The following is a 13,116-nucleotide window of genomic DNA, read 5'->3' as shown; positions in this document are numbered from 1 at the left end:
ATTCAACGAAAAGCCCGGCCACCCAGCCGGGCTTTTGACTTTTAGTCATCTACCCGTTTGGGATTTCCAAAAAGCAGCGCTGGCCGAGCGTAGAAATGTGCCACACAAACGCGATAATCGGTAAATATGCGCCATTTCCTTAGAATCAATGTAAGTTAACTATGGCATTTACGGGCGTGAACACCTAAATACCGCTCTTAAACGAGCTTCTACGGAAGTGCTTGCGATCCCATGGAACGAGTATTTGGATGAAGGCTGACTATTACGAAACCCTCGGCGTAGGCAAAGGCGCTGATGAGAAAGAGCTGAAGAGCGCTTTCCGTAAACTGGCAATGCAATTCCACCCTGACAAGAATCCGGGCGATGCCAATGCCGAGCACAAGTTCAAGGAAATCGGCGAAGCCTATGAAACGCTGAAAGACCCGCAAAAGCGCGCGGCCTATGATCGCTTCGGTCACGCTGCCTTTGAAAATGGCGGCATGGGCGGCGGCGGATTTGGCGGCAGCAGCGGCGGTTTCGCTGATATATTCGAAGATATTTTTGGCGAGATGATGGGCGGCGGGCGTCAACGCCGTTCCGGTGGACGCGAACGCGGTGCAGATCTGCGCTACAATATGGAAATCACGCTCGAAGAAGCCTATGCCGGCAAGACGGCGCAAATCCATGTGCCGACCTCCATTACGTGCGACGAATGCTCGGGCAGTGGTGCCAAGCCAGGCACACAGCCGGTTACCTGCGGCACCTGTAGCGGTTCCGGCCGTGTGCGTGCGGCTCAGGGTTTCTTTTCCATTGAGCGCACCTGTCCGACCTGTCACGGTCGCGGCCAGATCATCAAAGATCCATGCCCGAAATGCAGCGGTCAGGGACGCATCACCGAAGAGCGTTCGCTCTCGGTCAATATTCCAGCCGGTATCGAAGACGGAACACGCATTCGCCTCACGGGTGAAGGCGAGGCCGGTCTGCGCGGTGGTCCATCGGGCGATCTGTATATTTTCCTGTCGCTGAAGCCGCATGAATTCTTCCAGCGCGATGGCGCCGATCTTTATTGCAAAGTCCCGATCTCAATGACAACGGCTGCGCTTGGCGGCCAGTTCGAGGTGGCGACACTGGATGGCACCCAAACGCGCGTCAAGATTCCGGAAGGCACGCAGAACGCCAAGCAGTTCCGCCTGAAAGGCAAGGGCATGCCGGTTCTACGGCAGCCCGCCATGGGCGACCTTTATATTCAGATCGCGATTGAAACCCCACAAAACCTCAACAAGAAGCAGCGTGAATTGCTGGAGGAATTCGAACGTGTTTCTTCGCAGGACAATAGCCCGCAATCGACTGGATTCTTTTCGCGGATGAAGGATTTCTTTGAGGGATTGAGCGAGTAGTTTCTTGATGTTTTTGCAAGCCGCAGCCTTGCGTCTACCATCAGTTGCATCATAAATTGCTCTTGCTGCGACGGAGGAATGGCATGTCACGACCACTGGGCAAGAAGTTTGCCGAAAAATTCGGCGAGGAAATCCGCTTCTTCAAGGGTTGGATGCATGGCCCCAAGGCGGTCGGATCGATTTTGCCGACGAGTTCCGTCACTGCCCGCCGCATGGCAAGTGTCATCAATCCCCATTCCGGCCTCCCCGTGCTGGAGCTCGGTCCGGGAACGGGTGTCATCACCAAAGCCATTTTGCAGCGTGGCGTCGAGCCATCCAACCTCTACAGTGTTGAGTATTCGGCAGATTTTGCCGAACATTTGCGCGAAGATTTTCCTGGCGTGAACATCATTGAAGGCGACGCTTTCGACCTGGATAAAACACTCGGGGATAAGCGGGATCAGAAGTTTGATTCTGTTATTTCGGCGGTCCCCATGCTGAACTTTCCTGTTGGCGATCGCGTAAAGATCATCGAAGATCTTTTGCGCCGTATCCCGCACGGTCGTCCTGTGGTTCAAATTACCTATGGCCCCATGTCGCCGATTCCGGCCGGACGCGGCAATTACAAGGTAGAGCATCTCGATTTCATTATCCGCAATGTGCCGCCTGCGCGTCTGTGGGTCTATCGCCGCGCCGATTAGGTTCTTTCCTGTTGGCCGTTTCTGTGCGATTGGAATACGATCAATAGAAAAGGTGATTTGTCATGACGAATGCGGCTTTGCGCGAGCGCCTGATCGTTGGCCTCGATGTGCCCACAATTGAAGCGGCCAACGAGGTTGTCAGCGAACTTGGAGATACGGTGGTTTTCTATAAAATCGGCTATCAGCTGGCTTTTGCCGGCGGATTGGATTTTGCGTCCGATCTGGTGAGGTCCGGCAAGAAAGTCTTTCTGGATATGAAGCTCCTTGATATCGACAATACCGTTGCCAAAGGCGTCGAGAACATTGTCAAAATGGGCGTATCGATGCTCACGCTCCATGCCTATCCGAAGGCCATGAGAGCCGCCGTTGAAGCGGCGCAGGGGTCGAATCTTTGCCTTCTTGGCGTGACTGTTCTGACTTCGATGGACGGGCAGGATTTGCTTGATGCCGGTTATGCGGATAGTCCGGAAGCCCTCGTTCTGAAGCGCGCCAAACAGGCCGCCGATGCCGGCATGGGCGGAATTGTCTGTTCAGCTGCCGAAGCGTCCGGCGTACGCAAGGTTGTCGGGCCAAAACTCAATATCGTGACGCCCGGTATAAGACCAGCGGGTTCTGAAGTTGGAGACCAGAAGCGGGTGATGACGCCCGGGGATGCACTTCGTGCGGGGGCTACACATCTGGTGGTTGCGCGTCCGATTGTTGCTGCACAAGACCGGCGTAAAGCGGCCGAATTGATCCTGAGCGAAATGGCAAACGGATTTGCGCCGGCCTGAGCTAAAGAAAATTTCAACCTGTAAGAGCAATTCAATTGCAGAAGGTAGAGTAATCATGGCCAAGGGATATTGGATAGCGCGCGTCGATGTTCGGGATGCAGAACGGTATAAGGATTATGTTTCGACGGCAAAACCAGCTTTTGAAAAGTTCGGCGCTCATTTTCTCGCGCGGGGTGGTCCATTTCATACATTGGAAGGTCAGGCCCGTGGGCGCAATGTCGTGATTGAATTCCCCTCAGTTCAGGCAGCATTGGATTGTTATAATTCGCCTGAATATCAGGCGGCTAAGGCAATTCGGCAAAGTGTGGCAGACGCAGAAATGTTGATTGTCGAGGGTGCTTGATTATTTAGAGAATGATTTCAATGGCTTGAGGCGTCATTTAAGGTAAGGCATTTTTATCTGGCCTTATCCGTTTGTTGCATTGCAATATTGTCAAAACCGGATAGGGTCACTGACCAATCAAGAACTTTTTCACCTGTGAGTGCGATGTTCTTTGGGTTGCATTTGTGTTGATCGATCGGACGGTGGAATGTTTTACCAGCTTTATGAACTCAACCATGCCGCGCTTCAGCCATATCGCGCTCTGGCTGACGCCACCAAGTTGTTCTACGACAACCCGTTGAATCCATTATCACAAACGGTTCTTGGACGATCCATCACTGCTGGCTGCGAGCTGTTTGAACGCACCACCAGAGCCTATGCAAAACCCGAATTCAACCTTCCAACCACTGTCGTGGATGGCGTTGAAACGGACATTCGCGAGAAAATCGTCTGGTCGAAGCCGTTCTGCAATGTGATTCATTTCAAGCGTTCGCTGCCGGCAAAACGAGTTCCAGATCCCAAGATTCTCATCGTGGCTCCGATGTCTGGTCACTATGCGACTTTGTTGCGTGGCACGGTTGAGGCGCTGCTTCCCGATGCCGAGGTGTACATTACCGATTGGGTTGATGCGCGTAGCGTTCCTTTGAGCCAGGGTTCTTTTGACCTTGATGACTATATCGATTATGTCATTGAAATGCTTCATGCATTGGGCGAGGATACGCATGTTGTTGCTGTCTGCCAGCCCTCTGTTCCGGTGCTTGCTGCTGTGGCAGTCATGGAAGCCAATGACGATCAGTTTGCACCGTCCAGCATGACACTCATGGGCGGGCCAATCGACACGCGAAAGAATCCAACAGCAGTGAACAAGCTTGCCGAAGAAAAAGGCATCGACTGGTTCCGCGAAAATGTAATCATGTCTGTTCCATGGCCCCATGCCGGGTTCATGCGTGATGTATATCCGGGATTCTTGCAGCTTTCGGGGTTCATGAGCATGAATCTCGACCGGCACATTACTGCTCATAAAGAATTCTTTGTGCATTTGATCAAGGAAGATGGCGATTCGGCAGACAAGCATCGCGAATTCTATGATGAATATCTTGCGGTGATGGATCTGACAGCCGAGTTTTATTTGCAGACTGTCGATACAGTCTTCGTGCGTCACGCCTTGCCCAAGGGAGAAATGACGCATCGAAGCCAGCTGGTTGATCCATCTGCCATCCGCAATGTTGCGCTGTTGACCGTGGAAGGTGAAAACGACGATATCTCCGGCGTTGGCCAGACGAAGGCTGCACAAACCCTTTGCGTGAATATTCCTGATAATATGCGCATGCACTATCTGCAGCCAAAAGTCGGACATTACGGCGTTTTCAATGGGTCAAGATTCCGCGCTGAAATTGCCCCGCGGATTGTCAAATTCGTTAACGAACACGCGCAGGCCAAACGTCAATCAAACGTAACGCCGATCACTCGACGCGCTTGATACCGACGATACCTAATCCCTGATCTTCTGATATGGGTCCCCTATTTTGCCGTTGGGGACTAGTTCGATCAGTCGTGACTCGCCTCAGCCTCTCTTAGACTAAGGTCGGATTGACACTCCATACCGGGCGGAAATAGACAAAACCAATATCTAATCGTTTTAAATCGCCTTGGGAGGGCTCAAATTCACCCGGCCCTTCGGGTTTCCGGCTGACGGTCAACCACTTTGTCAGGCAGCTTCGTCCGATGGAACCACATCGACCTCGCCACCTTCCGCGTGGATTGTCTCGTCATCCGATAAACAGAATGGCTCTATATAAACAAAATTTGCTCTAGCGGTGCTGCAATCGCCCGCGTGTTTCATACGCTTTTTTACAAAACATTTCATGAAAATTCATTTGGGAGGGACCATGTTTTTCAAACGCACATTTGTCGCCATGCTTCTTGGCACGACCATGCTTTCCGGCTGTAAGGGTGAATCGGATAAAAAGCATGTCGATAAATCCGCCAAGACCCCCAGCGTGTCGCAAGGCACCTTCGATGCAGTGAAAACAAAGCTTGACCAGTTGCAAAGCACGAACAAGAAACGTGATGCGCAACTGGCTGCCGCCCAAACGAAATGGCTTGGCATTGTGGCGAAGCTGGAAGCGCGAATTGCTGCTGCCGAAACCGGCCTGAGTGATTTCAGGGCTATGAACCTTGCAGCGCTCAAGAGCGACATTGCCGAATTGAAGTCAAAGATGCAGGCTGCAGAAAGCAGCATTGCCGCGCTGCAAGGTCTGCAAGCTCAATTGACTGCTCTTGCAAGCAATATTGACCAGCTGAAGACAACGGCCCTGTCACCAGAAGAGCTTGCCAAGGTCAAGGATCTGGATACGCGGTACAAAACACTCAGCGATGACCTTACAAAAGCATTGGCGACGAAAGGTGATATCACCAGTCTGGCCAAGCTGGAAGCTGACATCAAGGCACTGGAATCCAAGGCAGCCAGCAAGGCGCAATTTGATGCAGCACATAAAACCATCGACGCCAAGCTGGCGCAGCTGGCAGCAGCGTCAAAGGCAGGTGATCTTTCGCGGCAAGCGCTCGAGAAGCGGCTTGGCAAGCTTGCAGTGGACCTCAAGCCGTTCCTGCCGGAGGTGCGTGAGGACATTGCCGGTCTGACGCAATTTGTGAATCCGTTTATTGGGACGAAAGATGCAGACGTGGCCGCTTGGCCGAAGCATTCCGGCAATGTCAACCCGGGTGCTCAAACACCGTTCGGCATGGTCAGTTTCGGGCCGGATACCAGGGGCAGTGGTCAACCTTGGGGCTACGGCTCTGGTGGTTATAATTACACAGACAGATCAATCGAACACTTCAGCATGACACATCTGAACGGCCCCGGCTGTCGCGGTCAGGGTGGCGTTGCGATCATGCCGGGCACTGATACAGTCGACTTCAAGCTTCAAGCAGCTGGCTACTCGCACACAAACGAAATGGCAGAACCGGGCTTCTACAAGGTTGCCTTCGATAACAACATTGTCAGCGAGCTGACGGCAACAACACGCACTGGAATGGCGCGCTTCACTTGGCCGGATGCAACCAAGGCGGTATTGGTCATTGATTCAAAACAATCCAACGGGATGAAAGTTGCTGCTGGAGGCGAAAATGGCTCAAGCATCGAACTATCTGCAGACTACAAATCCGTATCAGGCAAATCCGTTGTTGGTGCCTTTTGTGACGGGACCTGGCTCAAGCCGGTTTATTTTTACGCCACCTTTGACAAGCCGCTCAAGACAGCATCATCTTCTGTCGACAATGGCGCCGTGCGTTTGCATTTTGATCTGACGGATGCGGGCAAGACCGCGAATATAAAGATTGGCATTTCCTCAGTCAGTGTTGAAAACGCCAAGCTGAATTTGGAGACCGAAAACAAGGACATATCGTTTGATGCGCTCAAAGAACAGGCTTCAGCCGAGTGGAATCAGCGCCTGAATACAATCCAGCTTGATCTTGCCAAACCGGAGGAACTTGCCAAATTTTCTGACGCCAAAGTCAAAGTCGCCAAGACCAATCTGACAAAGTTCTACACCGCCCTTTATCGCGTCTATAGTGGTCCGACTGTCTATAGCGATGTGAATGGCGACTATCGCAGCATGAAACAACCAAAGCCTTTTCCTGCAAAAGGCTCATTGCCGGTTCGAGCAACGGAGAATGTTTCCAATTATAAGTTCAAGCTGAATGGCAAGGATATCGGGTACAAAACCCATTATTCCGGCTTCTCAATGTGGGATACGTACCGCTCGCAAGCGCAGCTGATTGCTCTTGTCGCTCCAAATGAGGCCAGCGAGATGATGCAGTCTCTTGTTGCGGATGCAAAGCAGTGCGGAGCGCTTCCGCACTGGGTGGATGGCAGCGATGATACAATTCCCATGCAAAGTGACCATGCTCCCAACATTGTGACTGGCTCCTATATGTTTGGCGCTCGCAATTTCGACATCGAATCCATGCGTGCTTTCATGAAGCAATCTGCTTTCAAGGATGACAGCGCCTGTAATGATAAATTGAGCGTTGGACGGAATGATGACGGGCCCGTTTTGCCGACTTACAAGCAGCTTGGTTATGTTCCGGCTGGGTTCCCGGCGAAGGATCCATGGTATGTCGGCTCTGCTACCATTGAGATGGTCACGTCAGACCGTTCTATTGGCGCCTTTTTGAAAGCATTGCCGACCGCAGCAGCAGATAAGGCTGAGATCGATGAGCTGCTTGCGGGCGTTGGCGGCAAAGCAGCCCGTTCCTCCAACTGGATAAATCTGTTCGACGATACGAAGAAAGAGCTCCGCGCAAAAGATGCCAAGGGTAATTGGGCCGATTCGGGTAAGTTCTTCCATGAAGGAACCAAAGAGCACTACCTCTGGGCTTTTGCGCATGACTGGACCGCATTGATTGAAAAACTCGGCGGCAAGAGTGCCGCGCTCGACAGGTTGAACAAGCTCTTTGCCTTTAAGGATTTCACAGGAACTGAGCCTACGGGCACCCAGCTCAATAGCGGTGAAGGCGGAAAAACATTCTATATTGGCAATGAGCCCTCATTCCAGACGCCATGGGCATACAATTGGGCTGGCTCACCGAAACATGCTCAATATGTCATTCCTGTCATCATGAACAAAAACTTCTCGACCAATCCCGGCGGCTTGCCCGGCAATGACGATATGGGCGCTACATCGACCTGGTATGTTCTCGCTGCGCTCGGCCTCTACCCTGTTATTCCTTCCGAAGCCGGATTTGCAGTTTCGACCCCACAGTTCTCCGGGATCAATCTCTGGTTGGGCAATGGCAAGAAATTGCGCATTGAAACCGACCAGCGGGCATTGCTCGACGATGTTCGCTACGTAAAAGAGATGAAGTTGGGTGATGCGGTCTATTCTGGCACATGGCTGCCACTGGAAAAGATCGCCAAGGGCGGCAAGCTGAGCTTCGCGCTCTCCAAGCTGACCACGGACTGGGGTGCCGCACCGGAATTGACGCCGCCGTCAGGGCCCAGTGCGGATTACGGCAAGGCGACAGCCAAACCGCTGCCCGGCCCGCAGATAATTCAATAAGGAGGAAAGGGCCGCTTGCGAAGCGGCCCTTTTCATTTCCATCAAAGACTGAAGTCGTTTGCCGACCAATCATGGTCCGTTTCGTTGACCGCAATGATCAAATCCGCGATGCCATCGCCGTCGCTGTCAGCCTCAATGTGCAGATAATGCGTATCGCTCGCCTGCTCCGGCACAACGATCCGTAACTCGCCTGCGGTACCAGAAAAGTCGCTCTCGCCTATGAAATGGTAGGGTTGGTTGCCAGCGGTATTTGTATCCGCATCAAGGCGGCTGAGATCTATCCTGTCGCCCTCCGCTGCGTTGAAATCGGTGATCTGCGCGCCATGCCCGAACGTATCAAAGAGGAAAGTGTCGGCCCCGGCTCCGCCGCTCAGCCAGTCATTGCCAGCCCCACCATTCAGGATATCATTGCCATCGCCGCCATTCAGCCGGTCATCGCCTTCACCACCGTTCAGAACATCATTGCCCGACCCGCCGCGAAGGAAGTCATCGCCTGCACCGCCCAGAAGCGTATCATTGCCATCACCGCCGTCCAGCCAATCGGTGCCCGCTCCGCCATTGATCTGATCGTCACCGGCATCACCGCTGATCCGGTCATCTCCGTCGCCGCCAAACACCTTGTCATTGCCGTCGCCAGCATAGACCCAGTTTGCTGTGCCGCCGGTATGGATCTCGTCATCGCCAGCCCCGGCGTCAATCCAGTTGGTTCCTTCGCCGCCGTCGATCGCATCGTTGCCTTCACCACCATTGATGCGGTCGTCGCCATCACCACCACTCAGAATATCATCGCCAGCACCGCCGATCAGCGTGTCGTCACCAGCATCGCCGCGCATATGATCATTACCCTCGCCGCCATTGAGGTAATCATTGCCTGTGCCGCCGTCGAGCCAGTCATTACCATTGCCGCCGAGCAGCTGGTCATTGCCCTCGTCGCCGCTCAGCCTGTCATCGCCATTGCCGCCGTCGAGGATATCATTGCCATCGCCGCCATAGGCGTAGTCCTCGCCTTCGCCGCCAAGCAGCCTGTCGTCGCCTGTTCCACCGTCAAGCCAGTCATTGCCTGCGCCACCGACCAAGGTGTCATCGCCCGCACCGCCACCAAGACCGTCATCTCCGTCGAGGCCAGCCAGAACATTGTCTCCGGCATCGCCCGAAATGACATCGTTGAAAGCAGAGCCCACAACATTCTCGAAGCCGACCGCGAGCCGATCGCCTTCCGCATCTCCATGCCAGCCGCCCAGCGCACCGGAGCCGTCAAGTCCGCCGAGGCGTACCATGACCCCTTCTTTCGAACTGGCATAACCCAACGTATCGGTGCCCTCATTGCCGAACAGCAAATCCGTTCCGCTGCCGCCTTCGATGTACTCGTTGCCGCTGCCACCGAAGATTGTGTCATCGCCATCATTGCCAATGATAATCTCGTCGAGACCATTTTCCGGTTGAACATTCAAAAGGTCGAGCAGGGATTTATTGAGCGTCATGATAGTCCTCGAGCTGGAGAGTTTTTCTTCGAACAGGTTGGGTATAGTTGAGATATGAACTACAAAATTAGCTTTATTCCAACTCAATTTTTTATGACAAAGTATGTTTGAAATATAGGCACAATATATTTCAAAAGTTGAATTAAAATATATTGTGAATTTCGCTTATCATTCAACAATTGCGGTGTGGAGTAACAGACGGTACGCCATTGATTGTAACTTGCGGCCCGTTCAAAAAAATTTGGCGGTGGCCGCCGAAGACCTGTTAAAGAAGGTTTATAATCTCCCTGTCCCCCGCACTTTTTGGCACTGTCGGTTCAAAATTCCGCAGGATTCATTGAATTTGCGCGCAAAAAGAGACGAATTTGACGGCATTTTTTCGATTTTTGCGTGTGATTTGGTTGTGCTCGGTTGATATATCGCCGCCAGCAAGGCGTTTGATCCAGAATGTCTCCGCTGTTTCATCTTGACACATTGCAACCCCGCGCACGGCGAACTAATATATTAATTGACCAATTGGAGAGTTACATGGACACCCTCACTGCACCGCGGCATTTGCGCCTGCATGCCAGCGACAATGTCGTCGTTGCTGTTGATACGTTTCAGGTCGGGCAAAGCATTGAAAACGTTACCGTGACGGATCGCGTGCCGCGCGGCCATAAACTCGCTTCCCGCTTGATTGCCATGGGTGAGCCGGTGCGTAAGTTCGGGCAGATCATTGGCTCCGCTTCCAAGCAGATTGAGCCCGGCCAGTGGGTGCATGAACACAATCTTGATTATAGTGACTTCGCGCGTGAGCCGGACGCGGCCCATGCCACATCCGTTCATGGTGTCTTACCGATTGGCCAACGTGCTGTTTTTGAAGGGTTTCGCCGCGCCAATGGCCGCGCCGGTACGCGCAACTATATTGGCGTCCTGACCTCCGTAAACTGTTCTGCTTCAGTCGCGCGTTTTATAGCCGAAGCTGTGCAGAAATCCGGCATTCTTGACGACTATCCGATGATTGACGGCATCATTCCGCTGGTTCATGGCGGCGGCTGTGCTCTTGATGTCAAAGGGGAAGGCTACGAGGTTTTGAAGCGTACCCAGTGGGGCTATGCGACCAATCCCAACATTGCCGCGGTGTTGATGGTCGGCCTCGGCTGTGAAGGATTCCAGATCGGACGCTGGAAAGAAGCTTACAATATCGTCGAAAGCGACACATTCCGCAGCCTGACAATTCAAGAGGTTGGCGGTACGCGTAAAACCATGGAAGCGGGCGTAGCTGCCATACGTGATATGCTGCCGACAGCGGCAAATGTGAAGCGTGAAACCATTCCCGCATCGGAGCTCATGCTCGCATTGCAATGTGGCGGCTCCGATGGTTATTCCGGCATTACCGCCAATCCGGCCTTGGGTGCCGCTGTCGATCTTCTGGTGCAACAGGGCGGCACTGCCATCCTCTCGGAAACACCGGAGATTTACGGGGCAGAACACCTTCTGATCGAGCGCGCCTCGAACCCTGAAGCGGTCGAGCGTCTGCAATCGATCATTGCTTGGTGGGAAGATTACACTGCGCGTAACCGCATGGAAATGAACAATAATCCGTCACCCGGCAACAAGGCTGGCGGCCTGACCACCATCCTTGAAAAGTCGCTTGGCGCGGTAGCAAAGTCGGGAACGACGCCGCTGGAAGCAGTTTATGGCTATGCCGAACCTGTCACCGCGCGCGGTCTGGTTTTCATGGATACGCCCGGTTACGATCCGGTTTCCGCAACGGGTCAAGTGGCAGGTGGCGCCAACATTCTCGCTTTCACCACCGGTCGTGGTTCCGCCTATGGCTGCAAGCCGACGCCATCCATCAAGCTGGCAACCAATACCCCGATGTACACGCAAATGATCGAGGATATGGATATCAATTGCGGTGATGTCCTCGATGGCGTCTCCATAGAGGACAAGGGGCGCGAAATTTTCGAGCATATCCTGAAGATTGCTTCCGGAGAGCGCAGCAAATCCGAGGCCTTGGGCTACGGCGATGCGGAATTTGTGCCATGGCAAATCGGCGCCACCATGTAAGATTATTTTGAAAGAGAATGAGTAAATCAGGGAGCCGAGGCTCCCTTTTTATTGCGTTGGCAGTTGAGGCAAATATCAAGGACGGGTTGCTTTTCCCTGAATTAATATACTAATATGGTTATTCTTGTTTTGGGAGAAATAAGAATAATCGGTCATTTCTGGGAGGAAAATAATGATCCGAATTAATCGCAGACAAGCAATCGGGGGATTGGCTGGCATTGCCGGAATGACTGCATTGCCGCGCTTTTCTTTTGCGCAATCACTATCTTTGCCGTCTTCACCTGTCGCACTGAACATCATTGATGTGGCTGGTAATCTGCAGCTAACACAGGCCGCAATCGAGAAGTTTGCCAAGGAAAATCCGTCACTTATATCGAAAGTGATTTTCTCGCGCGCGCCGTCACCGGAGCTTCCAGCCAAGCTCAAGGCACAGCAAAGTGCAAACAGGGTTGATATTGATCTGGTGCTGACAGGCCCCGGCGCTATGTCAGATGGCATTACACAAGGGCTATGGATTGATGTCTGGACGAGATATCCGGACCTTTTGCCGAAAGCCGATGAAATCTATCATGAGAAGGCTCTCATGATGCAAAAGAACTTCGGCCAGAACGAAGGTGTGGCTGTCGTCTATTCGCCTTCCGGCCCATTATTTGAATATGCGCCTGATCGCGTCAAAACCGTACCGAAGAATGCGGATGAACTGCTTGCCTGGGTCAAGGCAAATCCCGGTCGCTTCTGTTACGCTCGACCGGTCAATTCTGGTCCCGGCTGGACCTTTCTGATGGCCATGCCCTACATTCTCGGCGATAAGGACCCAAGCGATCCCATCAATGGCTGGGAGAAGACATGGACCTATCTGAAAGAACTCGACCAAGGCATTGACTATTATCCACCCGGCACCACTGCGACCATGAAGGAATTCGCCGAAGGTACGCGCGATATGATCGTGTCCACTTTTGGCTGGGACATAAATCCGCGTGTTCTTGGCGTGGTTCCCAAAGAAGCAGAAACCTTTGCGCTGGATGGAACCCATTGGGTTCCCGACACGCAGTTCATGTGTATTCCGCGTGGCGTTGCTGACGACAAAGTGGCTGTGTTGTTGAAACTCATGTCCTATATGCTCGAACCGGCGCAGCAGGCCTATACCTATGACAAAGGCTACTTCTATCCAGGTCCCGCAGTGAAGGACGTTCCCCTCACTTTGGCCCCGCAGGAAAGCCAGGATGTTATCGCCGAGTTTGGCCGTCCTGCCTATGAGGATATGATTGCCAAGTATCCGGTGGAGGCCCCCTTGAAGCCGCAATTGCTTGTTGCAGCATTCGAAAAATGGGATCGCGAAGTTGGTGCCAACAAGACGAACAAGTAG

General features: G+C 52.9%; 9 protein-coding genes. 8 read left to right on the top strand and 1 reads right to left on the bottom strand.

Annotated elements, in window-relative coordinates:
• Positions 1–248 precede the first annotated feature (248 nt).
• From dnaJ to ACYJL1_RS02130, 6 genes are all read left to right on the top strand, one after another.
• A complete protein-coding gene (gene dnaJ / locus ACYJL1_RS02155) occupies positions 249–1,376 on the top strand; it encodes a molecular chaperone DnaJ (protein ID WP_460896818.1) in 1,128 nt (375 codons plus the stop codon).
• An 83-nt stretch (positions 1,377–1,459) separates the two neighbouring features.
• Positions 1,460–2,056: a phospholipid N-methyltransferase PmtA gene (gene pmtA, locus ACYJL1_RS02150; RefSeq protein ID WP_460896817.1), complete on the top strand. Its 597-nt coding sequence runs from the start codon at positions 1,460–1,462 to the stop codon at positions 2,054–2,056.
• Between the two features lie 62 nt (positions 2,057–2,118).
• Positions 2,119–2,829, top strand: coding sequence for an orotidine-5'-phosphate decarboxylase (pyrF, locus tag ACYJL1_RS02145; RefSeq protein ID WP_460896816.1), 711 nt, complete (start codon positions 2,119–2,121; stop codon positions 2,827–2,829).
• A gap of 55 nt (positions 2,830–2,884) precedes the next feature.
• Positions 2,885–3,172: a DUF1330 domain-containing protein gene (locus ACYJL1_RS02140; protein WP_460896815.1), complete on the top strand. Its 288-nt coding sequence runs from the start codon at positions 2,885–2,887 to the stop codon at positions 3,170–3,172.
• A 187-nt stretch (positions 3,173–3,359) separates the two neighbouring features.
• Positions 3,360–4,631 carry a polyhydroxyalkanoate depolymerase gene (locus ACYJL1_RS02135; RefSeq protein ID WP_460896814.1) on the top strand — a complete coding sequence of 424 codons (1,272 nt, stop codon included), beginning with the start codon at positions 3,360–3,362 and terminating at the stop codon, positions 4,629–4,631.
• Between the two features lie 409 nt (positions 4,632–5,040).
• Positions 5,041–8,214: a GH92 family glycosyl hydrolase gene (locus tag ACYJL1_RS02130; RefSeq protein ID WP_460896813.1), complete on the top strand. Its 3,174-nt coding sequence runs from the start codon at positions 5,041–5,043 to the stop codon at positions 8,212–8,214.
• Between the two features lie 41 nt (positions 8,215–8,255).
• Here the strand turns inward: ACYJL1_RS02130 and ACYJL1_RS02125 are convergent, their stop codons facing one another.
• On the bottom strand, positions 8,256–9,695 hold the full coding sequence (locus ACYJL1_RS02125) for a calcium-binding protein (RefSeq protein ID WP_460896812.1): 1,440 nt from the start codon (positions 9,693–9,695) through the stop codon (positions 8,256–8,258).
• A gap of 528 nt (positions 9,696–10,223) precedes the next feature.
• Here ACYJL1_RS02125 and ACYJL1_RS02120 point away from each other — a divergent pair.
• Together ACYJL1_RS02120 and ACYJL1_RS02115 are read left to right on the top strand one after the other, a co-directional pair.
• Positions 10,224–11,750 (top strand): UxaA family hydrolase, encoded by a 1,527-nt coding sequence (locus ACYJL1_RS02120; RefSeq protein ID WP_460896811.1) that lies wholly within the window; start codon positions 10,224–10,226, stop codon positions 11,748–11,750.
• A 175-nt stretch (positions 11,751–11,925) separates the two neighbouring features.
• Positions 11,926–13,116 carry an ABC transporter substrate-binding protein gene (locus tag ACYJL1_RS02115; protein ID WP_460897908.1) on the top strand — a complete coding sequence of 397 codons (1,191 nt, stop codon included), beginning with the start codon at positions 11,926–11,928 and terminating at the stop codon, positions 13,114–13,116.

It is taken from the genome of Phyllobacterium sp. K27 (assembly GCF_054796155.1).
Note: the sequence above shows the minus strand (reverse complement) of the source record. Positions and strands in the feature narration are given on the sequence as shown.